General features: G+C 72.5%; 19 protein-coding genes and 1 pseudogene. 6 read left to right on the forward strand and 14 right to left on the reverse strand.

Annotated features, from left to right (window positions below):
• Window positions 1-1,296, reverse strand: coding sequence for a glycoside hydrolase family 10-like protein (locus K3769_RS06160; RefSeq protein WP_267025435.1), 1,296 nt, complete (start codon window positions 1,294-1,296; stop codon window positions 1-3).
• 145 nt (window positions 1,297-1,441) lie between these two features.
• On the opposite strand from K3769_RS06160, the gene K3769_RS06165 reads away from it, so the two are divergent.
• Together K3769_RS06165 and K3769_RS06170 are read left to right on the forward strand one after the other, a co-directional pair.
• The gene (locus K3769_RS06165) at window positions 1,442-2,341 is read left to right on the forward strand and encodes a 3-hydroxybutyryl-CoA dehydrogenase (RefSeq protein ID WP_282566114.1); all 900 of its coding nucleotides are present in this window, start codon (window positions 1,442-1,444) and stop codon (window positions 2,339-2,341) included.
• A gap of 177 nt (window positions 2,342-2,518) precedes the next feature.
• Window positions 2,519-2,776 (forward strand): hypothetical protein, encoded by a 258-nt coding sequence (locus K3769_RS06170; RefSeq protein WP_267025437.1) that lies wholly within the window; start codon window positions 2,519-2,521, stop codon window positions 2,774-2,776.
• Between the two features lie 21 nt (window positions 2,777-2,797).
• Here the strand turns inward: K3769_RS06170 and K3769_RS06175 are convergent, their stop codons facing one another.
• From K3769_RS06175 to infC, 10 genes and pseudogenes are all read right to left on the reverse strand, one after another.
• Window positions 2,798-3,343, reverse strand: coding sequence for an NUDIX hydrolase (locus K3769_RS06175; RefSeq protein ID WP_267025438.1), 546 nt, complete (start codon window positions 3,341-3,343; stop codon window positions 2,798-2,800).
• A gap of 162 nt (window positions 3,344-3,505) precedes the next feature.
• Complete coding sequence (locus tag K3769_RS06180; RefSeq protein ID WP_267025439.1) at window positions 3,506-4,846, reverse strand: NsdA family TPR-like regulatory protein; 1,341 nt, start codon at window positions 4,844-4,846, stop codon at window positions 3,506-3,508.
• Window positions 4,847-5,187: 341 nt separating this feature from the next.
• Window positions 5,188-6,198, reverse strand: coding sequence for a PP2C family protein-serine/threonine phosphatase (locus K3769_RS06185; protein WP_267031262.1), 1,011 nt, complete (start codon window positions 6,196-6,198; stop codon window positions 5,188-5,190).
• Window positions 6,199-6,566: 368 nt separating this feature from the next.
• Window positions 6,567-9,068 carry a phenylalanine--tRNA ligase subunit beta gene (gene pheT / locus K3769_RS06190; RefSeq protein WP_267025440.1) on the reverse strand — a complete coding sequence of 834 codons (2,502 nt, stop codon included), beginning with the start codon at window positions 9,066-9,068 and terminating at the stop codon, window positions 6,567-6,569.
• On the reverse strand, window positions 9,068-10,210 hold the full coding sequence (gene pheS / locus K3769_RS06195; RefSeq protein WP_267025441.1) for a phenylalanine--tRNA ligase subunit alpha: 1,143 nt from the start codon (window positions 10,208-10,210) through the stop codon (window positions 9,068-9,070). Before pheS ends, pheT begins: the two co-directional genes overlap by 1 nt.
• A 169-nt stretch (window positions 10,211-10,379) precedes the next feature.
• Complete coding sequence (locus K3769_RS06200; RefSeq protein ID WP_267025442.1) at window positions 10,380-11,540, reverse strand: sensor histidine kinase; 1,161 nt, start codon at window positions 11,538-11,540, stop codon at window positions 10,380-10,382.
• Between the two features lie 121 nt (window positions 11,541-11,661).
• Window positions 11,662-12,504, reverse strand: a complete 843-nt coding sequence (locus K3769_RS06205; protein ID WP_267025443.1) for a TrmH family RNA methyltransferase — start codon at window positions 12,502-12,504, stop codon at window positions 11,662-11,664.
• Window positions 12,505-12,604: 100 nt separating this feature from the next.
• On the reverse strand, window positions 12,605-12,988 hold the full coding sequence (gene rplT, locus K3769_RS06210) for a 50S ribosomal protein L20 (RefSeq protein WP_024494113.1): 384 nt from the start codon (window positions 12,986-12,988) through the stop codon (window positions 12,605-12,607).
• 95 nt (window positions 12,989-13,083) lie between these two features.
• A complete protein-coding gene (gene rpmI / locus K3769_RS06215) occupies window positions 13,084-13,278 on the reverse strand; it encodes a 50S ribosomal protein L35 (RefSeq protein ID WP_019065473.1) in 195 nt (64 codons plus the stop codon).
• A 129-nt stretch (window positions 13,279-13,407) separates the two neighbouring features.
• Window positions 13,408-14,110, reverse strand: a pseudogene (gene infC, locus K3769_RS06220) (translation initiation factor IF-3).
• A 354-nt stretch (window positions 14,111-14,464) separates the two neighbouring features.
• Here infC and K3769_RS06225 point away from each other — a divergent pair.
• Window positions 14,465-14,821: a DUF1844 domain-containing protein gene (locus K3769_RS06225; RefSeq protein ID WP_107019820.1), complete on the forward strand. Its 357-nt coding sequence runs from the start codon at window positions 14,465-14,467 to the stop codon at window positions 14,819-14,821.
• Between the two features lie 52 nt (window positions 14,822-14,873).
• Here the strand turns inward: K3769_RS06225 and K3769_RS06230 are convergent, their stop codons facing one another.
• Entirely contained in the window at window positions 14,874-15,617 is a 744-nt protein-coding gene (locus K3769_RS06230) for an SseB family protein (protein ID WP_267025444.1), read from the reverse strand.
• 182 nt (window positions 15,618-15,799) lie between these two features.
• Between K3769_RS06230 and K3769_RS06235 the strand changes: the two genes are divergently transcribed.
• A complete protein-coding gene (locus tag K3769_RS06235; RefSeq protein WP_267025445.1) occupies window positions 15,800-16,771 on the forward strand; it encodes a serine hydrolase in 972 nt (323 codons plus the stop codon).
• 63 nt (window positions 16,772-16,834) lie between these two features.
• Here the strand turns inward: K3769_RS06235 and mycP are convergent, their stop codons facing one another.
• Window positions 16,835-18,019 (reverse strand): type VII secretion-associated serine protease mycosin, encoded by a 1,185-nt coding sequence (gene mycP, locus K3769_RS06240; RefSeq protein WP_267025446.1) that lies wholly within the window; start codon window positions 18,017-18,019, stop codon window positions 16,835-16,837.
• Window positions 18,016-18,834, reverse strand: a complete 819-nt coding sequence (locus tag K3769_RS06245) for a hypothetical protein (RefSeq protein ID WP_267025447.1) — start codon at window positions 18,832-18,834, stop codon at window positions 18,016-18,018. Before K3769_RS06245 ends, mycP begins: the two co-directional genes overlap by 4 nt.
• 225 nt (window positions 18,835-19,059) lie before the next feature.
• On the opposite strand from K3769_RS06245, the gene K3769_RS06250 reads away from it, so the two are divergent.
• Together K3769_RS06250 and K3769_RS06255 are read left to right on the forward strand one after the other, a co-directional pair.
• Window positions 19,060-19,377 (forward strand): hypothetical protein, encoded by a 318-nt coding sequence (locus K3769_RS06250; RefSeq protein WP_267025448.1) that lies wholly within the window; start codon window positions 19,060-19,062, stop codon window positions 19,375-19,377.
• Between the two features lie 1,222 nt (window positions 19,378-20,599).
• The gene (locus K3769_RS06255) at window positions 20,600-21,802 is read left to right on the forward strand and encodes an amino acid deaminase/aldolase (RefSeq protein ID WP_267025449.1); all 1,203 of its coding nucleotides are present in this window, start codon (window positions 20,600-20,602) and stop codon (window positions 21,800-21,802) included.
• Window positions 21,803-21,814 lie beyond the last annotated feature (12 nt).

Here is a 21,814-nt window from a genome sequence, read left to right on the forward strand (position 1 = left end):
TCAGCGTGAGGGTTTCGCCGGCTGCCGGTAGTGGTCGGCGACCACCCTCGCCATGGCTCCGATCCGGTCGGCGGCCACCTCCTTGGCCGAGAAGAAGACGTGCCCGCCCACCTGCGGGTGGTCCGCGGCGAGAGTGAGATGCGCGGACAGCTCGGCCGGGTCCTGCCAGGCCGCGGGCTGCGCGGGATCACCGGCCTTGTAGAGCGCCTCACCCACGTACAGCTTCGTTCTGCTGCCCTGCGCGACCTGCGACCACCAGGGGACGAGCTTCGCGTAGTCGGCCGCGGCGAAGCCGATGTTCCAGTACAGCTGCGGGCAGATGTAGTCGATCCAGTTCTCCCGGACCCATTTCCTGGTGTCCGCGTGCAGGTCGTCGTACGTCTGCACGCCGGCCCGGGTGTCCGAGCCCAGCGGGTCGGTCGCGGCGTTGCGCCACACCCCGAAGGGGCTGATCCCGAACCGCGTGCCGGGCCGTACCTTCCTGATCCGGGCGGCCGTCTCCAGCACCAGCCGGTCGATGTTGTCGCGCCGCCAGGCGGCCCGGTCGGGGAACTGCCCGCCGTGCGCGGCGTACGCGGCGTCGTCGTCGAAGACCTGGCCGGCGACCGGGTACGGATAGAAGTAGTCGTCCCAGTGGACGGCGTCCACGGCGTACTTGCGCACCGCGTCCAGCATCGCGTCCTGCACGAAGGCGCGGACCTCGGGCAGACCGGGGTTGTAGTAGAGCTTCCCGCCGTAGGGCACGATCCAGTCGGGGTGCACGCGGGCCGGGTGCGAGGCGACGAGCCGCGTCGGGTCGGTGTGGTTGGCGACGCGGTACGGATTGAACCAGGCGTGCAGTTCGAGCCCGCGCGCATGGGCCTCCGTGACGGCGGTGCCCAGGGGGTCCCAGCCGGGGTCCTTGCCCTGGACGCCGGTCAGGTACTGCGCCCAGGGCTCGAAGGGCGAATCCCACAGGGCGTCGGCGGTGGGGCGGACCTGGAAGATCACGGCGTTCAGCCGGCGCTCCACCGCCGTGTCGAGGTGTGCGAGCAGTTCGGCGCGCTGCTCGGCCGCGGTCAGGCCCGTCTTCGAGGGCCAGTCGCGGTTCGCCACGGTCGCCAGCCACATGCCGCGCAGCGCGCCGGCGGGGTCGCGGCGCCGGTGCCGGCGGCCACCGTGACCGTGACCGCCTCTGCCTCCGCCGCCGCCCGCTCCCGCGGACAGTTCGGCCGCCACGGCCACTCCCGCCGTGACGAGTCCCGACAGTCCGGCCGCCGCGGTCATCGCGAATCCCCGTCGTGACATACGCCCCATGCCGCACCCCAAAAGCAGTGGGTCCGCCCGGTCACGGACCGTCTACCTCGCACAGCATGCCCGACCCGGCCCGCCGTACGGGGACAGATCCGGAGTAACGTGCGTGGCGTCGGCGGGTACCGGACAACGGACACCCGCCGGTCCCATGCCAGTGAGAGCGGACAGTGAGAGCGAAAGGGACGATGTGACCGACATCGAACGCGTCGGAGTGGTGGGCTGCGGCCAGATGGGAGCGGGCATCGCCGAGGTGTGCGCCCGCGCCGGCCTGGATGTGAAGGTCGCCGAGACCACTGGTGAGGCGTTGGAGATTGGCCGGACCCGGCTCTACAACTCGCTCTCCAAGGCCGCCGAGCGCGGCAAGATCTCCGAGGAGGAGCGGGACGCCACCCAGGCGCGGCTCTCCTTCACGACCGACCTCGGCGAGTTCTCGGACCGCGATCTGGTGATCGAGGCGGTCGTCGAGAACGAGCAGGTGAAGACGGAGATCTTCCAGGTCCTTGACCAGGTGGTGGTACGGCAGGACGCGATCCTCGCCTCGAACACCTCCTCCATCCCGCTGGTGAAGCTCGCCGTCGCGACCTCGCGCCCCGACCAGGTCATCGGCATCCACTTCTTCAACCCGGCCCCGGTACAGAAGCTCGTCGAGCTGATCCCGGCGCTGACCACCTCCGAGGGCACCATCAGCCGGGCGCAGTCCCTGGTGGAGAAGATCCTCGGCAAGCACGCGATCCGCGCGCAGGACCGCTCGGGCTTCGTGGTCAACGCGCTGCTGATCCCTTATCTGCTCTCCGCGATCCGGATGTTCGAGTCCGGCATGGCGAGCCGTGAGGACATCGACAACGGCATGGAGCTGGGGTGTGCCCATCCGATGGGTCCGCTCAAGCTGTCCGACCTGATCGGGCTCGACACGGTGGCCTCCGTCGCGTACTCCATGTACGAGGAGTACAAGGAGCCGCTGTACGCCGCTCCCCCGCTGCTCCAGCGCATGGTCGACGCGGGCCGGCTGGGGCGGAAGTCGGGCTCCGGGTTCTACACGTACCCGTAGGCGCGTGGACTTCGCGGGCCCGGCTCTCTTCGGAGCGCCGGGCCCGCCGCATTCACACACCGTGTGCGCTCCGGGCCCGCATATGCCCCTCGCACACGCTCCCCACGCACCCACCAGGCCTGTTGACTTTCCGTGCAACACGTCAGGGATGTGACGACTACGGAAAGGAGCGGACACGTGACCGCCGACCCGGAGCATCCCGTGGTCCGAGGAGAAGTCGCGGAGTTACGCCGCCGTCTCGATGTGGCCCATGCCACCGTCGAGGGGTGCATGACTCTGCTCAGTCATCGCGCCGAACAGACCGCCAAGGAGCTCGACGACCTGAGTAGCCGGGTCATCGCGCTGGAGCACACCCGCTGGCCGCTGCGCGCGGTCGCGGTCGTCACGGCGGTGGGCGCGCTGGCCGTGGCGGTCTGGCAGGCTCTGGGCCGTTGAGCCCGTGGACGCGGTGGGGGATCAGGGCAAGGCGTCCTGCCCGAGCCTCAGATGGTGCAGGAGGAGCAGCGCGGCAGCCATGTTGGCGGCCGGAACCTCACCACGGGCGACCATGTCGGGAGCGAGCTTCAGGGGAACCCATTCCCGGCGGTCGGACTCGAAGTCGTCCACAGGATGCCCGATGTACGCGCCTTCGTCGGCCCAGTAGATGTGGTGCCGGGCGTCGGTGAGCCCGTTCGAGGGCTCGACGCTCATCAGATGGCGCAGAGGTCCCGGCCGCCAGCCGGTCTCCTCCTCCAGTTCGCGGGCCGCCGCGACGACGATGTCCTCGCCGTCCTCGACGACCCCCGCGGGAAGCTCCCATCCCCAGCTGTCGGTGATGAAGCGGTGCCGCCACAGCAGCAGCACCTCGTTCGCCTCGTTCACGACAGTGGCCACGGCGACGGGCCGCAGCCGGATTAAGAAGTGATCGAGATGCCGGCCGTCGGGCAATGCGACATCTGCGAGATTGACGCTGAACCAGCGATTTGCGTACACGATTTGTTCGTTCTGTTTCGTCCACTGCACTTTTCTGCCACCTTTCGACGGGTAGGTGGCAATATCGCAGCAGGAGTGTCAGCGCAGCAGGCTCGCAGGGGCCGCTCCCGGCGCAGTGGCGGGCGCGAAGGCACCCGCCAGGAGGGCTCGTGGCCCCCGGGCGGTCGGGACGGCGGACGGTCGGAGCGGTGTCTAGAGCGGCACGCGCAGTGCTCCGTCGATGAGTTCGGCGGCCTCGGAGGTGCCCGCGCAGCCGCTGGCCACCAGGTGTTCGCGTACCGCCCGCAGTCTGTCGCGCAGCCGCTGGGACTCCATCCCCCGCGCGCGTTCCGCCATTTCGACCGCGGTGACCACCGCTCTGTCGGCGTTGCCCTGGCGCAGTTCGATCTGGCTCAGCATGGCGAGCCGGTGCACCCTGCCCCGGTCGTGCGCCGGGTTGTCCACCGCCGCCGCCGCGTGCTCCCGCGCGGCCGACAGGTCGCCGAGGCTCAACAGCGCCTCCGCCACCTGCACGTTGACCAGGCCCGGCTGGACATAGCCGGTCTCGTCCGGCTCGTAGCCGCGCCGGATACGGTCGGCGGCCTGCTCGGCACGCCGGATGCAGGACAGCGCGCTGCTGCCGTCCCCGAGGTGCGCGTACGCCTTGGCCTGCATCGCGGAGAGGTCCGACGCGAGCGCCGGCGTGATGTGGCGCCCCGCGGCGCGCAGTGCCGCCTCGGCGAAGGCCACCGCCTGCCGGTGCTCACGCATGAACAGCGCCTGGTTGACGAGGAGCGCGATCACGTAGGCGCCGAGTCCCCTGTCCCCGCTGGCCTTCGCGAGCCTGAGCGCCTGGTGGAAGTAGCGCTGGGCGAGCCCGTGCGCGTCGGAGTCGTACGCGCAGATGCCGGCGATCGCCACCAGGCCGCCGGTGGCGCGGTGGAGCTGCCGCCCCGTGGCGTCGGTGTAGCTGCCGCGCAGGAGCGGCGCGGTCTCGGAGTTGAGGAATCCGACGATGCGCGTACGGGTCGCGACGCCGCCGGCCTTGCGGTACATCTGCTCGTAGTGGGCGCGGGCGGCGCGCAGCATCTCGATGTCGGACATGCGTACGCGGTGGCGTCCGCCGCGGGAGACGTCCACGTCCTCCGGCGGGTTCTCCCACTCCCACACGGGCATCACGGCGGGCGTGCCGGTGACGGCGGGGGCGCCGAGTATGTGCGGGCGCTGCTGTTCGTCGGAGCGCCACAGCGCGGTGGCCCGCTCGACGAAACCGGAGAGCGTCGTGCCGTGCGGGGTGGCCGGTTCGCCGGGCACGCCGAGGCCGATGTCGTCGAGCGTGACGGGCCGTTGCAGCCGGGCCGCGAGGACCTCGCAGATCAGGTCGGGCACCTGGCCCCGTGGGCGCTGCCCCTTCAACCAGCGGGCCACGGCGGTGTGTTCGTAGCGGAGCGCGAGACCGCGCACCCGTCCTGCGTGGTTCACATGAGCCGCGAGTCCCGCGTGGGAGACACCGGCCTCGTCGAGGATCGCGTCGAGCAGAGTGTTGGGCTGCATGAAGGCCATCCGATGGCTGGGTGCAGACGGTGCTTTTCAACCTAGCGCCTCTCCCTTCACACGGGGTGTGAACGGAGTGCCCGGATCCGCGCAGTGCACGCGCTGTCGCGGAGAGTGGTGAGCCGCTTGACTGAACTGCCTCGCAAGGGGCCGGCCGGGCCGCCGGCTCCCCCTCGTACAGCGCGGCGGCCCGGAACCACGCCGTCCGTCCCGCTGCCTGCCCGACACTCCGTGGCGGGCGGACGGCGCCGTTCCGTTCCACTGGGGTTGTGCCGAGTCACTGAACGGTTGTCTGTCGGATGCGGGTCCGATGTGGCCGGCCGCGCAGTTCCCGGCGTCCCTCAAGGGGCGGCGTGGTGAGCCATCGATTCACCGTGCGGCAGCGATACGACGCCTCGGTCGTTACGCAGGACCAGTACGGCCACGTCGTCGGTCGGGAAGCCGTCGGCGTGGCGCAACAACTGGGTGAAGACCGTGCCCAGCACCTCCTGGGGCGAGGCGGGGTGCGCGCGGACCGCCTCGGTCAGGGCGGCGCGCAGGGGGAAGAAGCGGCCCGCGCCGTCACGGGCGTCCTCGACTCCGTCCGTGTACAGGAACAGCGCCTCACCCGGCGGCAGCGGACCGCAGTCCGCGACGGGCAGTTCGGCGGGGAGCGGGAAGGCCCCGAGCGGCGGCAGCGGATCACCGAAGCCGAGATGCTCCACCCGGTCCCGGTCCCGGTCCCGCGCGTCGGGCGCCTCCTTGTCCCCGCGCAGCACGTACGGCCAGGGGTGACCGCAGTTCAGCGCGGTCACCTCGCCGTCACGACCGATCTCCAGGAGCAGCACCGTGACGAACTCCTCGGCGACCGGGTTGTCGGGGTCGAGCCCGGACGAGGGGTGCTCGGCCTTCGCCCGCTCCCTGAGGTGCCGGGCCATGGCGCGGTCCAGCTTCCGCAGCACGCCGGGGAGTTCGGGTTCGTCGTGGACGGCCTCGCGGAAGCTGCCCAGTACGGCGGCGACGGTCCCGATGGCGGCCAGCCCGTGCCCCCGGACGTCGCCCATCACGACCCGGACACCGTGTTCCGTACCGATGACCTCGTACAGGTCGCCGCCGACACTGGCCCCGCGGTCCGCGGAGACCTGGGCGGCCGCGACCTGCAGGCCGTCGACGCTCGGCGGCAGCGGACGCAGCAGGACGCCCTGGGCGGCGCCGGCGACCCGGCGGATCTGCCGCAGCTCACGCAGCAGCCCGCTTCTGACGTGCAGCACCAGTCCCGTGCCGACGGCGAAGAACACCGCGCAGGTCGCGATCCGCGCGCCCAGCCCGTTCTGTTGCGCGAGCGGACAGGCCAGCTTGTACGTGATCGCCATCGCGCCCCAGGCGGTCGGCAGCCCCAGGGCGAGCAGCCGGCGCGCCCGCTGCCGGCGGCGGGCGCGGGCTCTCGCGCGACCGAGTGTCAGGTGCTTCCCCAGGCGCCCCGCCAGACGGGGCACCCCAGCCGTGATACCGATCATGCCGTCGGCCCCCCTAGGCCCCGTCCAGCGCAGGCACCGGCCTCTGCGGCCGGGTCGATTCTGTCGACCCCGCCCCCCGGCCGCCCCGAACCATCCCCACTTGTCACCCAAATGAGTGAGGTGCCCACAAACAAGACAAAGGGCGCCTTCACAAGAAGGCGCCCTCAGCTTTTCCGGGGCGCGGGGCGACCCGCAGTCCCCCACCCCTCACCGAACCGGCGGAGCTAACTCCGCAGCACAGCCCCCGTACGCTCGCCCGCCAGGGCGACCGCCGCGTCCCGTGCGGCCGACGCCTCGTCCACGGTCAGGGTGCGATCGCCGGCCCGGAAGCGCAGCGCGTAGGCGAGCGACTTGCGCCCCTCACCGAGCTGCTCCCCCTCGTACACGTCGAACAGCCGCACGGACTCCAGGAGTTCACCCGCGCCCTCGCGCAGTGCGGCCTCGACCTCGGCGGCCGGCACGTCCCGCGCCACGACGAGCGCGACATCCTGCGTGGCGACGGGGAACGTGGAGATACGCGGCGCGGCCGGCACACCCCCGCCCGCCTGCTCCAGGAGATCGAGCTCGATCTCCATGGCGCAGCTGCGCTCGGGCAGGTGCAGCGCCTTGACGACCCGCGGGTGCAGCTCACCGGCGTGGCCGACGAGCGTCTCCTCACCGTTCACCGTGGCGTACAGCGCGGCGCAGCGCCCCGGGTGCCACGGCGCGTGCCGGTCACCGCGCACGGTCAGTTCGACACCGGCCTCCCGGGCGACCGTGCGCGCTGCCTCGACGGCGTCCGCCCAGTCGGCCGGGCGTCCCTTGCCCCACCAGCCGGCCTGCTCACGGGCGCCCGCGAGGACGACGGCGGCGCGGCGCGGCTGACGCGGCAGCGCGGAGTCGGTCTCCGCGATCTCCTCGTCGGTGGGCCGGCGGTCGACGGGCAGCCGCTCGGCCCTGTGCTCGTGGCCGGTCGGCCGGAAGACCAGACCGGTCTCGAAGAGCGCGAGGTCGTGCGAGCCGCGGCCGTCGTTGCGGCGCAGCGCGCCGAGGAGCCCCGGCAGCAGCGTCGTACGCATCGCGGGCTCTTCGTCGGAGAGCGGGTTGGCCAGCGTCACCAGGGTGCGGCGCGGGTCGTCGGCCTCCAGGCCGAGCTGGTCGAGGACGCCGGTGCCGATGAACGGGTAGTTCAGCGCCTCCACGTACCCGGCGCCGGCCAGCGCGCGGCCGACCCGGCGGTGCAGCCGCTGCCGGTCGGTCAGGCCCCGGCCCGCGGGGGGCCTGGGCAGTGTCGAGGGCAGGTTCTCGTAGCCTTCGAGCCGGATGACCTCTTCGGCCAGGTCGTTCGGGTCGGTCAGGTCGGGCCGCCACGACGGCACGGTGACGATCAGCTCGTCCTGGCCGTAGACGTCGCAGCCGACCTGCTGGAGTCGGCGTACGACGGTCTCACGGCCGTAGTCGACGCCCGCGACCTTGTCCGGGTGGTCCGCCGGGATGGTGATGGTGTGCGGCGCGGACGGCGCGATGATCTGAGTGACTCCCGCGTCGGCGGTACCGCCCGCGAGGAGGACCAGCAGGTCGACCGTGCGCTGCGCGGCGGCGGCAGCGGCCTCGGGGTCGACGCCCCGCTCGTAGCGCTTGGACGCCTCGGAGGCCAGCTTGTGCCGGCGGGCCGTGCGCGCGATGGAGATCGGGTCGAAGTGCGCGGCCTCGACGACGACCTCGGTGGTGGTGCCCTCGGTGTCGTCGATCTCGGTGTTGGCACCGCCCATGACACCCGCGAGACCGATGGGCCCGCGATCGTCGGTGATCACCAGGTCCCCGGCGTCCAGCGTGCGCTTGACGCCGTCGAGGGTGGTGAGCTTTTCGCCCTGCTCGGCCCGGCGCACGCCGATCGCACCCTGGATCCGGGAGCGGTCGTACGCGTGCAGGGGCTGCCCCAGCTCCAGCATCACGTAGTTGGTGATGTCGACGGCCAGCGAGATCGGGCGCATGCCCGCCTTCTGGAGGCGGCGCGTCAGCCAGATCGGGGAGCGGGCCTCGGGCGACAGACCGGTGACGGTCCGCGCGGTGAAGCGGTCGCAGCCCACCGGGTCGGCGACCTGGACCGGGTACCCGAAGGCGTTCGGCCCCGGCACGTCGAGCAGCGCCGGGTCGCGCAGGTCGAGCCCGTAGGCGGTGGCGGTCTCGCGGGCGACGCCGCGCATCGACAGGGCGTAGCCGCGGTCGGGCGTGACGGCGATGTCGAGGACCTCGTCGACCAGTTCGAGCAGCTCGATCGCGTCCGTGCCGACCTCGTGCTCGGGCGGCAGGACGATGATGCCGCCCGAACCGTCGTCGCCCATGCCCAGCTCGTCGCCGGAGCAGATCATGCCGTGCGAGGTCTTGCCGTACGTCTTGCGCGCGGCGATCGCGAAGTCGCCGGGCAGCACGGCGCCGGGCAGGACCACGACGACCTTGTCGCCGACGGCGAAGTTGCGGGCGCCGCAGACGATCTCCTGCGGCTCGCCGGTGCCGTTGGCGCTGCCGACGTCGACGGTGCAGAAGCGGATGGGCTTCTTGAAGCCCTCCAGCTCCTCGATGGTCAGCACCTTGCCGACGACGAGCGGCCCCTTGAGGCCGGCGCCGAGCTGCTCGACCCGCTCGACCTCGAGGCCGGCGGAGACGAGCCTGGCCTGCACGTCGCGGCCTGTCTCGGTGGCGGGGAGGTCGACGTACTCCCGCAGCCAGGAAAGCGGGACCCGCATCAGATCTCCATCCCGAACGGCCGGGTGAACCGGACGTCACCCTCGACCATGTCTCGCATGTCTTCGACGTTGTGGCGGAACATCAGCATCCGCTCGATGCCGAACCCGAAGGCGAATCCGCTGTATTTCTGGGGGTCCACACCGCAGGCGACGAGCACCCGCGGGTTGACCATGCCGCAGCCGCCCAGCTCGATCCAGCCCTCGCTGGAGCAGGTGCGGCACGGGCGGTCGGGGTTGCCGACGGACTCGCCCTTGCAGACGTAGCAGAGCATGTCCATCTCGGCGGACGGCTCGGTGAAGGGGAAGTAGTTCGGCCGCAGCCGGGTCTTCATGTCGGCGCCGAAGAGCGAGCGGACCATGTGGTCCAGGGTGCCCTTCAGGTCGGCCATGGTCAGGCCCTCGTCGATGGCGAGCAGCTCGATCTGGTGGAAGACCGGGGTGTGCGTGGCGTCCAGCTCGTCCGTGCGGTACACGCGGCCGGGGCACACGATGTAGACGGGCGGCTCACGGTCCAGCATGGCGCGGGCCTGCACCGGAGAGGTGTGGGTGCGCAGCACGACACCGGACTCGCCGTCCGTGTCCTCGGAGCCCTCGGCGCCCGTCGTGCCCTGGACGAAGAAGGTGTCCTGCATCTGCCGGGCGGGGTGGTCCGGGGTGAAGTTGAGGGCGTCGAAGTTGAACCACTCCGCCTCGACCTCGGGGCCCTCGGCGATCTCGTATCCCATGGACACGAAGACGTCCGCGACCCGCTCCATCATGGTGGTCAGCGGGTGCCGGGCGCCCGCCGGTACGCGGTCGTGGGGCAGCGTGACGTCCACGGCCTCCTCGACCAGCACACGGGCGTCCCGCTCGGCCTCCAGTTCGACCTGGCGGGCGGCGAGTGCCTTGTTCACCGCGCCGCGGGCCTGGCCGACGAGCTTGCCGGCGGCGGCCTTGGCGTGCGGGGGCAGTGCGCCGATCTCGCGGTTGGCGAGGGCCAGCGGCGAGGTGCCGCCGGTGTGGGCGACCTTGGCCTCCTGGAGCGTGTCGAGGTCACCGGCGGCGGCGAAGGCGGCGAGCGCCTCGTCCCGCAGGCGCTCGATCTCTTCCGGTTTCAGTGCCTCGACCTCAACAGGGTCGTACGACTTGTTCGGTGCCGACATCTCTTCCCGTGCTTCCGATTGGTTGGCGAGCGGTCCCCGTGGCGACTCGCGGGACGCCCGGTCCGTAGAAAGGGGACGCCCTGTCCCTGCGAGGGGGACGCAAAGGTGCCAAAGACCGAGTCTAACGAAGGTGAGGGGTACGAAGACGCCCGTGGGGGCCGCTACGGCGTCAGAGCAGATACGCCGGGGTGCCCACGGGCAGCGTAAATCGGAACTGCGCGCCGCCCTCGGGGGCGCGGCCGACGGTGATGGTGCCGCCGTGGGCTTCGACGATGCCCTTGACGATGTACAGCCCGAGGCCGGTGCCGCCGCGCTTGCTGCCCCGCCAGAAGCGGGTGAAGACGCGGTTCATGGACTCCTCCGGGATTCCGGAGCCTTCGTCGCTCACCGTGACCGACGTGCAGACGTCCTCCCCTTCGCGGGGCGACGGCGCGGGCTCCACGTCGATGGTGACGGTTCCCTCGCCGTGCCGCACCGCATTTTCCAGCAGGTTGCTGAGCACCTGGTCGACCTTGTCGGGGTCGGCCCACAGGTCGGGCAGCGGCTGGCCGATGCGCAGCAGGAAGCGGTCGGCGGACTGCCCCGAGGCCACGTACGCCTGGATGTGGCGGCCGACGGCGGCGCCTATGTCCACCGGCTGACGCCGTACCTCCAGGCGTCCGGAGTCGATGCGGGAGATGTCGAGGAGCTCGGCGATGAGCCGGGTGACCCGGTTGGCGTCCGCGTCGACCGTCTCCAGCATCAGCTTCTTCTGGTCGTCGGTGAAGCGCTCCCACTTGGCGAGCAGCGTGGCCGTGAAGCCCTTGACGGAGGTGAGCGGCGAGCGCAGTTCGTGGGCGACGGTGGCGATCAGCTCGGCGTGGCTGCGTTCGGTGCGGCGGCGGCCCTCGGTGTCCCGCAGCGAGACGACGACCCGGCGGACCGGGCCGGTGGGCCGCACCCGTACGTACCGTGCCGTGACCAGGACCTCCCGGCCACCCGGCAGCAGGAGGTTGCGCTCGGGCTGCCCGACCCGGATCGCCAGTCCGCCGTACGGGTCGGTCAGCTGCCACCAGCGGCGGCCTTCGAGGTCCTCCAGCGGCAGGGCCCGCTCCAGATGGTGGCCGAGGGCTTCGGCGGCGGGAGTGGCGGTGATCCGGACCGCGGCGGCGTTGAAGCAGATCACCCGGCCGCGTTCGTCGGCTATCACCAGGCCGTCGGGGAGGGTGTCGGGGTCGATGCCGAACTCTTCAAGGTTCACGGGAGCGGGATCGGCGGTCCGGGGCGCGGGAGCGCTCCGCACCTCGTGTGCCCGCAGCGCGCTCTGCGCACCGCTTGTGCCGACACCCATCCCCGTACCCCACCTCTCGTCCGGCATCCGGGGCAACCTCCCTGCTCAAGCGCAGCCGAGAGCTTGGGGGCGAGTCCCCGGGCCGTCACCCTACTAGCTGGGAGTGACCGGACGGACCCCCTCAGGAACGAGCACGGCGGGCACGCTGCGCACGAGCCGACGCGTAGAGACATACGGCGGCGGCCGTCGCGAGGTTCAGGCTTTCGGCCCTGCCGTGGATCGGTACGCGCACGACGGCGTCCGTCAGCGCGCGCGTCTCCGCCGGGAGCCCCCACGCCTCGTTGCCGAAGACCCAGGCGGTCGGCCCGCCCATGGTGCCCTTGTCGAGTTCGTCGTCGAGGTCGTCCTCGCCCGCGCCGTCGGCGGCCAGGATGCGTACGCCGGCGTCCCTGAGCCCCCGCACGGCCTGCTCCACGGGTACGCCGACCGCGACGGGCAGATGGAACAGCGAGCCGACGGACGCCCGTACGGCCTTGGGGTTGTAGAGGTCGACGGAGGCGTCGGTGAGGACGACGGCGTCGGCGCCGGCCGCGTCGGCGCAACGCAGGACGGTGCCCGCGTTCCCGGGGTCGCGCACATGGGCCAGGACGGCGACCAGCCGGGGCCGCGCCGCGACGATCTCCTCGAAGGGGGTGTCCAGGAAGCGGCAGATCCCGACGAGTCCCTGCGGGGTGACGGTCGTCGAGATGTCCGCGATCACGTCGTCGGCGGCGAGGTGCAGGCGGGCTCCGGCGTTCCTGGCCTCCGCCACGATGTCGGCGTACCGCTCGGCGGCGTCGACCGTGGCGAACAGTTCGACGAGGGCGGGCCCGGTTCCCACGCGGTGGGCGGCGGCCTCCCGCACGGCCTGCGGCCCCTCGGCGAGGAACAGCCGCTCCTTGCCCCGGAAGCTGCGCCGGGCGAGCCGCCGGGCGGCGGAGACGCGCTGCGAGCGGGGGGAGATCAGCTCGGGACCGCTGGACATCGACTCACCTTCGGTTGCGCACCTGGACAGACAAATGTGGGCCCGCAGCCCTGAGGCAAGCGAGCCCACACGGAGGTTCCGGCCGGGGCCAGCGCCAGCGTCACGCAGCCTTGGGCGCGTTGACGTCCGACGGCAGGGCCTTCTGCGCGACCTCGACGAGCGCGGCGAACGCGTTGGCGTCGTTGACGGCCAGCTCCGCGAGGATCTTGCGGTCCACCTCGATGTTGGCGGCGTTCAGACCCTGGATGAGGCGGTTGTACGTCATGCCGTTCTGGCGGGCCGCAGCGTTGATGCGCTGGATCCACAGCCGACGGAAGTCGCCCTTGCGCTTCTTGCGGTCGTTGTAGTTGTAGACCAGGGAGTGGGTGACCTGCTCCTTGGCCTTGCGGTACAGACGCGAACGCTGACCGCGGTAGCCGCTGGCGGCTTCGAGGATCGCCCGGCGCTTCTTGTGGGCGTTGACTGCCCGCTTGACGCGTGCCACTTGTTAACTCCTTGTAGCGGGACCGTGGTGGTCGTCACACGGTCCGAAATCGATGGGGTCCCGGTTCTGACGCACGGCGCCGAGGCGCCGCGACGTCACTTGCCGAGAAGCTTCTTGATCTTCTTGGCGTCGCCCGGGGCCATCTCGGCGTTGCCGGTGAGGCGGCGCGTCACGCGCGACGACTTGTGCTCGAGCAGGTGGCGCTTGCCGGCACGCTCGCGGAGCACCTTGCCGGAGCCGGTGATCTTGAAGCGCTTGCTGGCACCGCTGTGCGACTTGTTCTTCGGCATGGCGCCGTTCTCTCCTCGTCGGTGGCGTTCCTGTGCCCGGTCGTCAGACCGGGCACAACGGAACGTCATATGGATCGGTTGACGTCCCCGGACTCGCGTCCGGAAACCCCTGGGACTCGCATCCCGGGATCAGGCTTCGGCGGGAGCCTCGGCCGGGGCCTCCACGGCCTCGGTCTCGGCGACCTCCCCGTCGGAGATGTCGTCACCCGCGTGGTTCTGCGACTTGCCAGGGTTGGCCTTCGCCTCCGCCTTGCGTGCCGCCTGGGCCTCGCGGGCTTCGGCCATCGCCTCGGTCTTCTTCTTGTGCGGGCCGAGAACCATGATCATGTTTCGGCCGTCCTGCTTCGGGTTCGACTCGACGAACCCGAGGTCCTCGACGTCCGAGGCGAGCCGCTGCAGCAGTCGGTAGCCGAGTTCCGGCCTGGACTGCTCGCGACCACGGAACATGATCGTGATCTTGACCTTGTCGCCCTGCTTGAGGAACCGGACGACGTGACCCTTTTTGGTGTCGTAGTCGTGCGGGTCGATCTTCGGCCGGAGCTTCATCTCCTTGATGACCGTGTGCGCCTGGTTCTTGCGCGCCTCACGGGCCTTCATGGCCGACTCGTACTTGAACTTGCCGTAGTCCATGAGCTTGCAGACCGGCGGACGCGCGGTCGCGGCCACCTCGACCAGGTCGAGGTCGTACTCCTGCGCAAGCTCCAGGGCCTTGGCAAGCGGGACAATCCCGACCTGCTCACCGCTGGGACCTACAAGTCGTACCTCGGGAACGCGAATCCGGTCGTTGATGCGGGGCTCGGCGCTGATGGATCCTCCTCGGATAGCACCACACGGCTGTCTGGCAGACAGCTCGCGTACGTCTTCTCACTGGACCAACCGCCGTGGGACATGAAAAATGCCCCGGACGGGACACAGGCGGTGGCTCCAAGGGTGACCGGAGCACCGCCGCGGTCAACCGCGGGGCGCATATCCAGCGGCTCCATCGTCCGTACGGAACGATGGGGGCCGCCTGACCGGGTGACCCGCCTTCCCGGAGGATGGTCGGGTGGGAGTTCGGAGCCTCCACTTGTGGGCCGGGCACAGGAGTGTCCGGCCGGTCGTTACACAAGGTTAGCAGCTCCCCTCGGGCGGGGCGAATCGGTGTGCGGGCGCCGGTCCCGACAGGCCGGGGCCTATCGTGTGGGGCATGAGTGACACCCCTCCTGAGTCCCCCGGTTTCGACGACATGACCCGTGACATCGCCGAGGTCCCCGCGGTCGAGGTCCTGGTCACGGTCGCCGTGAACCTGATGAGCGCCGCCGCCGTGAAGCTCGGCCTGTCCGAGGAGGGCGACAAGTACAAGGACCTCGACGAGGCGCGCAAGCTGGTCCACGCCCTGGCCGGGCTGCTGGACGCGTCCGCGACCGAGATCAGCTCCTTCCACGCCTCGCCGCTGCGCGACGGCCTGAAGTCGCTGCAGCTGGCGTTCCGCGAGGCGTCACTCGTCCCGGACGAGCCGGGCCAGGGCCCGGGCGAGAAGTACACGGGCCCGGTCTACGGCTGAGCCTGAACCTGTTCCGGGGGTCCGGGGTCCGGGGATCCGATTGACGAACTAACTAAGTAAGTTCTTGCTCGCGTACGTACAGGGGCTCGCCCGGTGGCGTCGCCTCGGCCGGCAGAAGTGCCAGGTCGAGGCCGCGCACCAGGCGGGCCCGCAGTGTCTCGTCGGCCGCGAGCCGCCGGGCGACGGCCTGTGCGGTGTCGGCCGGGGCGGCGGCCGGGTCCAGTACGAGGGCCAGGGTGCCGTCGGCCTGTCCGGGGCCGAGATGGGCGCGGAGCACCAGGGGTTCGGCGGCGACCGCGGCGCGTACCGCCGTGATCACGGCCGGGTCGGCCAGCGGGTCCGCCGTCGTACGCCCCTCGGCGAGCGCCAGCAGCGCCGGTCCGGTCAGCTCGTAGGCGACCGGCCCCGCCAGATCGAGGACGACCGTGTCGGCCTTCTCGTGCGCGGCGGCCTGGAGGGCCTGGTGCAGGGGTACGGCGACGGGGCGGGCCGCCGGGTCCCAGCGGGCCAGCGACTGCGTGGAGGTGAAGGCGGGCAGCGCGGTGCGGTCGCCGGCCTTCAGGGTGGGGACGGCCATGTCGCTGGTCTTCTCGCGGCGCAGGCCGTTCTCGTCCTCCTCGACCTCGCCGAGCACGGCGACCACCGGTACGAGGAGCCGCGCGTCCTTGAGGGCCGCCAGGACGGGGCCGTGCGCGGACCGGTCCTCGGCCCACGCCGCGAGGGCGGCGCTCAGCCGGGGATCGGCGGAGCCGTCGTCGTCGGAGAAACCGGGGTCGGGGATGTTCTTGTTCGCCACGGGCACCGAGCCTATCGGTGCCGCTCACCCGCCCGGTCCGCCGGACGGATCGCGCCCTTTGCCCGTGCCCGCCCGGTGCGGAAACAGGGCGTTCACGGGACTCAGGGGTTTCTCAGCGATCCCTGACACGCTTCTCACACGCGGCTCATCGAGCGCACAGTGGGACGCCCCAGGCTCGTGGCATGTTCCCTCACAGAGCACGCCGGCCCGGTGACCGACCGTCCCGCGCCGGGCCGCTCGGGCGCGCGGCGATCGCCTCCCTCGTCCTGCTCGGCGCCACGGCCTCGGGGGCGGTGCACGTGACGGCGCGGGCCCACGACTCCGGCGAACTCGTATCCTCGTCGGCGTCATCGCGAAGGACGGCCACGAAGGAGGCGACGGTGGAACCTGTGACGGCGTCCACGTCCGCGGAGCCCACCCCGGTGTCCGGGGACGCGCTGCTCGCCGAGGCGATGGGCTCCGTCGCCGTCGAGGCCGGGGCGCGCCTTTCGGTGGCGGTGCTGGACATGGGGTCCGGCCGGAGCGCGGTGTACGGGGACGGGGCGTTCGACACCGCGAGCATCGTGAAGGCGGACATCCTGGCCTCGCTGCTGCTGCGGGCGCAGGACGCGGGGCGGGAGCTGACCGCGCGGGAGAAGACGTACGCCTCCGCGATGATCCGCGACAGCGACAACGCGTCCGCCACCGCGCTGTGGGAGGCGATCGGCCGGGCGCCGGGGCTGGCGGCGGCCAACGCGCGCTTCGGCCTCGACGGCACCGAGGGCGGGGACGGGCTGCTGTGGGGGCTGACGCAGACCACGGCCGCCGATCAACTCACCCTGCTGCGGCAGGTGTTCGGGGACGCGGCCGACTCGGAGCTGGACGCGGGCTCCCGGGCCTATGTGCGGGGGCTGATGGGCGACATCGCGGCGGGGCAGGACTGGGGGGTGTCGGCCGCGGGGCCGACCGGGTTCGCCTTGAAGAACGGGTGGCTGCCGCGGACCGCGACCGGGCTGTGGGACATCAACAGCGTCGGGCGGGTGGAGGTGGACGGGCGCGCGTATCTCCTCGCGGTGCTGTCGGACGGCAACTCCACGAAGGCCAAGGGGATTTCGATGGTGGAGGCGGCGGCGAAGGCCGCGGTGAGCGCCATGGCGGGGGCGGCCGAGAGCTGAGGCCTGGGGCGGGGCGCTGAGGCTTGGGCGGAGCACTGAGGCTTACGGGATGCCCGAGGGGGCTTACGGGGTGCCGGGGTGGCGGGGCCGTCTGCTGCCTCGCCAGAGGACGACCGCCATGACGAGGAGGACGCCGCCGACGCTGCCCGCCAGGGGCCCGGCCCAGGCGGTGGAGGGCCCGTCGTCCTCGGCGGTGTCGGGGCCCTGGCCGAAGTACTGGTCGGAGTTGGCCGCCGCCCTCAGGTTCTCCGGCTTCAGACCGGCCGCCGCCTTGATGGCCGCCGCCGGGTCCACGAAGCCGTACCCCAGGGAGTCGTCGCGGCCCCCGGAGGGAGCGTTGCGGGCCGTGTCCTCAAGGAGGTCCTTGATCTGCGCCGGGGACAGCCCGGGGTGGGCGGCCTTGACCAGGGCGACGGCTCCCGAGACGAAGGCCGACGCGGCGCTCGTGCCCCAGCCCTCGTAGTACTTCCGGTCCGGATCGGCTATCACCACGTCGACGCCGGGGGCGCTGACCGTGGCGTACCAGCGGCGGGTGGAGAACGAGGCGCGGGTCCCGTAGCGGTCGACGGCGGTCGCGGCGATCACGCCCGGGTAGGCCGCCGGGTAGGAGATGTGGTCGCCCTTCTCGCCGCCGTTCCCGGCCGAGGCGATGACGGCGGCGCCCTTCTTCAGGGCGTACTGCACGGCGGCGTCCTCGGCGGGCTCCGGGTGCGCGGACTTGGAGTCGTCGCCGAGGGAGAGGTTGATGACGTCGGCGCCGTGGTCGGCGGCCCAGCGGATGCCTTCGGCGAGGGCGTTGCCGCGGGTGTTGCGGGCCTTGCCGCGGGCCGAGTCGCCGTCTTCGAGGATCACGCGGACGGGGAGGATCTTCGCTTCGGGGGCGATGCCCATGACTCCGTCGGCGTTGCCCGAGCCGTGGCCGTGGCCCGCGATGATGCCGGCCATCGCCGTGCCGTGCCGGGCCCAGGGGCGGTCTCCGCGGCCGGCGCCGAAACCGACCATGTCCTTGCCGGGGAGGACGTTGCCCGCGAGGTCCGGGTGTTCGTCGTCGACGCCCGTGTCGAGGACGGCGACGGTGATGCCCGCGCCCTTCGTCGTCTGCCACGCCTGGCTCGTGTGCATCGCCTCCAGCGCCCACTGCTTGGCGCGGATGCCGTCGGCGTGGGCGGCGGTGGAGGGCAGGAGGGCGAGACCGGCGGCCAGCGTCGCGACCAGCAGGGCCCTGCCGCGGGGCGCCCTGCGGCTCATGAGGGTTTCTCCGTGGCCGAGTCGACGGTTTTACGGAGGCTTCGCTCGACGCGGTCGGCGAGGCCCTGCGCGTCGTGGCCGAGGCCGGCCTGGGCGGGCGGGGTGGTGGCGTCGGCCTTCGTCGCGTCCGCGGCGGGCTGCGGGTCGCCGACGGAGCGGCCGTCGGCGAAGCCGGAGACCGCGTAGGTGACGACCGGGGCGTCGGTCAGGACGGACAGGGTCCAGGCCGCGCGCTGGCCGTCGCCGAAGCCCGCGGCGGGGGTGCCCTCGGCCGCGTACGTACGGGGCATGAGGTCGCGCCGGGTGGCGAGCCCCTGTTCCTCGAAGCGGCGGTGCAGTACGCCCATGGCGGCGGAGTCGGCCTTCGTGAAGAGCAGGCCGACGGTGGTGACGTGGCTGCGGGTCGCGTCCGTGTAGGTGGCGCGCAGGAGGCGCAGGCAGCCGGCGGGCGCGAGTGCCTTCTGCAGGAGCGGGTCGAAGGCGTCGCCGCAGCCGCTGTCGGGGGCGACGGCGATACGGGTCCAGGTGCGGTCGGCGCCGCCGGGGCCCGCGCCGTCGCCCTTGACCGTGGGCGGGAAGAGCTTGTCGACGGGCACGCTGTGCCACAGCTCGCCCGCCGCGGTGAACGCGTCGGGCGTGCCGGGCCCGTCCGAGCTGTCCCCGGTGAGCCAACTCCCCGTCAGCGCGCCGCCGATGAGGCCGAGCCCCAGCACCACGCAGGCCGCGGCGGCGGCCACGCTGCTGCGCCGGCGGGGACCCGTCGGACGCACCCGCGCGGTGTCGGCGTCGTACGTGTCCGGCTCCGCGAGGGACACGAACGGCCGGAGCGGGGGCTCCTGCGGAGGGGCGGGGGTGGGCCGGGAGGGCGCCGTGAACGACTCACCGGTGAATGACTCACCCCGGAACGCGCGCCCCGTACCGGGTACCGGGCGCGGCGCTGCCGCAGGCGGCTCGGCGGGCTCCGCGGGAACGGGCCGCAACCGGGTGGTCGTCTCCGACGGAACCTGGCCGGACGGCCCGGTCCGCCGGGCGAAGGACTGATGGGCCCCGGGCACGGGCGGAGCAAAGGGCCGCAACGGCAACCCGCCGCGCTGCGCTGCGTCGCCGCCGGTGGCACGGGACTCGCTCCGGTCGTCGCCGGACGGCTGCCCTATGGGGCCACCAGCCGCTCCAGGCTCGACCCGACCGGGAGCGGACCGCTGCGCGGTGTCAGCACCGGTGGCGCGGGACTCCGCGCGGTCGGAGCCGGGCCGCTGCCCTACGGGGCCACCGGCCGCACGGGGCTCGCCCGGACCGGGCCGCTGCCCTGCCGCGCCACCAGCCGCCCGGGGCTCGCCCGGACCAGGCCGCTTACCTGAACCGCCGCCCGTTGTACCGCGAGGCTCGGTCGCAGGGCGGGGCGGGGCCGCACCGGGCCACCGCGTGGCGTCGCCACCGCCCCCTCCGGTCTCGGTCCGACCGGGAGCGGGCCGCTGCGCGGCGTCGGCACCGGTCGCACGGGACTCGGCGCGGTCGGGGTCGGGCCGCTGGGTCGTGGCGGTATCGGGCGCGCGGGAGTCCGTGCGGTCGGGGGCGGGGCGCTGGGCGGCGTGGTCGGCGGTTGTTCGCGGCTGTGTTGTGGGGCGGGGCGGCCGTTCCGGGTCGTGGCGGTGCGGGGGGCGTGGCGGGGGTTCGGGTCGTCGGGTGGTTGAGGCGTCCGGCTGGGCCGGGGGGCGGAGCGGGAAGTCCTGGTGGGCGGTGCGCGGAGGTTGGGTGGGAGTCGCCGTCGGATCCGGCTGCGTACCCGCCTTTTCCGCGGAGCGTGGGGGGGGACCCGCCGTGGGCTGTGCCGTGGGGCGTGAAGGGGCGCTCGTCCACTCGGTGCCTCCCCTGGGGGCACGCGGTTCCGTCTTCGGACGCGGCGGGGCAGCGGGACGGCCCGCGTCCGCGACCGGACCGGCGCCCGCGCGCGGCGTGACGCCCGCCCACTCGGCACCCCCGGGCGGAGTGCGCGGCTCCGTCGCCGGACGCGGCGGCGTGTCCGGGAAGCGGGCCGACGCCTGCGGGGGCGGGGCCGCCTCGGGGACGTGGCGTTGCCCGCCGTCGCGAGGGCGGAGATTCGGGAAACGCGGTGTCTCGGACGACGACGTGTTCCGGGGCCCCGCCTCCTCGGCGGTACGCGGTCGCGGAGGCACCCCGACAGGGCGGCGCGGCCCGAACCAGTCGTTCCCGGCGGACTCCCCGCCCTCACGCCCCGAAGGCGGATCCGGGTGGCGGGCCGTCTCCGCGGGCCACTCCGGCGGCTCTCCGTCACCGTCCGCCGCAGACGTCCCGGACGGCGTCCCCGACTGCGTCCCGGGCGGCGTCGTCGGACGCGGAGGGATGGAGGCGCGGCGCGCTTCCGTGCTCATGCACCCCCCGTTTCCTCGACCCCGGACGACCGAGACCGGCCGAAGGAACCCCTCCGGATCCGTTCCCCGCTTGCGTGCGCGTCACTCTACGGGCTGACGCCGTGCCCGTGGGAACCAGTCCGCGCCGCCCGGGGCATCTGCCCGGAACGTCCCCCTACCCTGCGGTAATCCGGTCTGGCAGGCTTCACACATGACAGCCCGCGCCGCAGACCGAGCCCGCTACGACCGGGCCACCGCCCACCTTGACGCCCCCGTCGCGATCGTGGACCTGGAGGCCTTCGACGCCAACGCGGACGACCTCGTACGGCGGGCGGCGGGCAAACCCGTACGCGTCGCGAGCAAGTCGGTGCGCTGCCGGGCACTGCTCGAACGCGTCCTCGCCCGGGACGGCTTCGCCGGGCTCATGTCGTACACGCTCGACGAGTCGCTGTGGCTGGCCCGCTCCGGTTTCGACGACGTCCTGCTCGCCTACCCGTCCGCCGACCGCGCCGCGTACGCGACACTCACCGGTGACCCCAAACTCGCCGCCGCCGTGACCGTCATGATCGACGACCCTGCGCAGTTGCAACTGATCGACGACGCCCGGGACGGCGGACGCGAAGAGGTGCGCGTCTGCCTGGAGCTGGACACCGCGCTGAAGATGTTCGGCGGCCGGGTCCGGGTCGGCGCCCGCCGCTCGCCCCTGTACTCCGCCGCCCAGGTCGCCGACATGGCGCGTACGGTCGTCCGCCGCCCCGGTTTCCGGCTCGTCGGGATCATGGCGTACGAGGGGCACATCGCCGGCGTGGGCGACGCCCTGCGGGGGCGGCCTTTGCGGTCGCGTGCGATCCGGCTGATGCAGGCGACGGCCCGCAAGGAGCTGGCGCAGCGCCGGGCGGACGTCGTGCGGGCGGTCCGGGCGGTCGCGCCGGACCTGGAGTTCGTCAACGGCGGCGGGACGGGCAGCGTCCAGCACACCGCGGCCGAGGACTCGGTGACGGAGATCGCGGCCGGGTCGGGGCTGTACGTTCCGCGTCTCTTCGACAACTACACGTCGTTCAGCGGGCGTCCGGCCGCGCTCTTCGCCCAGCCCGTCGTGCGCCGTCCGGGGGTCGGTGTCGTGACCGTCCTCGGCGGCGGCTATCCGGCGTCGGGCGCCCCCGGCCCGGACCGGCTGCCCGAGCCGTACCTCCCCGAGGGGCTGACGTACGACTCCCAGGAGGGCGCCGGCGAGGTGCAGACGCCGCTGCTGGGCTCGCCCGCCGACGATCTGCTGATCGGCGACAAGGTGTGGTTCCGGCACGCGAAGGCCGGGGAGCTGTGCGAACGCTTCGACGTGCTGCACCTCGTGGAGGGCGACACGGTGACGGCGTCGGTGCCGACGTACCGCGGTGAGGGCCGCACGTTCCTGTAGGTCCTGAGCGGG

Source organism: Streptomyces ortus (assembly GCF_026341275.1).
In the GTDB taxonomy this organism is placed as follows: domain Bacteria; phylum Actinomycetota; class Actinomycetes; order Streptomycetales; family Streptomycetaceae; genus Streptomyces; species Streptomyces ortus.

Bases quoted from the DNA above. Each gene is read 5' to 3' on its own strand.
- K3769_RS06200 (WP_267025442.1), bottom strand. From the start codon at position 11,540: ATGGGTGTCGGCACAAGCGGTGCGCAGAGCGCGCTGCGGGCACACGAG.
- K3769_RS06180 (WP_267025439.1), bottom strand. From the start codon at position 4,846: ATGCAGCCCAACACTCTGCTCGACGCGATCCTCGACGAGGCCGGTGTC.
- K3769_RS06165 (WP_282566114.1), top strand. From the start codon at position 1,442: ATGCCAGTGAGAGCGGACAGTGAGAGCGAAAGGGACGATGTGACCGAC.
- K3769_RS06160 (WP_267025435.1), bottom strand. From the start codon at position 1,296: ATGGGGCGTATGTCACGACGGGGATTCGCGATGACCGCGGCGGCCGGA.
- pheS (WP_267025441.1), bottom strand. From the start codon at position 10,210: ATGTCGGCACCGAACAAGTCGTACGACCCTGTTGAGGTCGAGGCACTG.
- K3769_RS06225 (WP_107019820.1), top strand. From the start codon at position 14,465: ATGAGTGACACCCCTCCTGAGTCCCCCGGTTTCGACGACATGACCCGT.
- K3769_RS06205 (WP_267025443.1), bottom strand. From the start codon at position 12,504: ATGTCCAGCGGTCCCGAGCTGATCTCCCCCCGCTCGCAGCGCGTCTCC.
- mycP (WP_267025446.1), bottom strand. From the start codon at position 18,019: ATGAGCCGCAGGGCGCCCCGCGGCAGGGCCCTGCTGGTCGCGACGCTG.
- pheT (WP_267025440.1), bottom strand. From the start codon at position 9,068: ATGCGGGTCCCGCTTTCCTGGCTGCGGGAGTACGTCGACCTCCCCGCC.
- rpmI (WP_019065473.1), bottom strand. From the start codon at position 13,278: ATGCCGAAGAACAAGTCGCACAGCGGTGCCAGCAAGCGCTTCAAGATC.
- K3769_RS06185 (WP_267031262.1), bottom strand. From the start codon at position 6,198: ATGGCGATCACGTACAAGCTGGCCTGTCCGCTCGCGCAACAGAACGGG.
- K3769_RS06255 (WP_267025449.1), top strand. From the start codon at position 20,600: ATGACAGCCCGCGCCGCAGACCGAGCCCGCTACGACCGGGCCACCGCC.
- K3769_RS06235 (WP_267025445.1), top strand. From the start codon at position 15,800: ATGTTCCCTCACAGAGCACGCCGGCCCGGTGACCGACCGTCCCGCGCC.
- K3769_RS06250 (WP_267025448.1), top strand. From the start codon at position 19,060: ATGGGCCCCGGGCACGGGCGGAGCAAAGGGCCGCAACGGCAACCCGCC.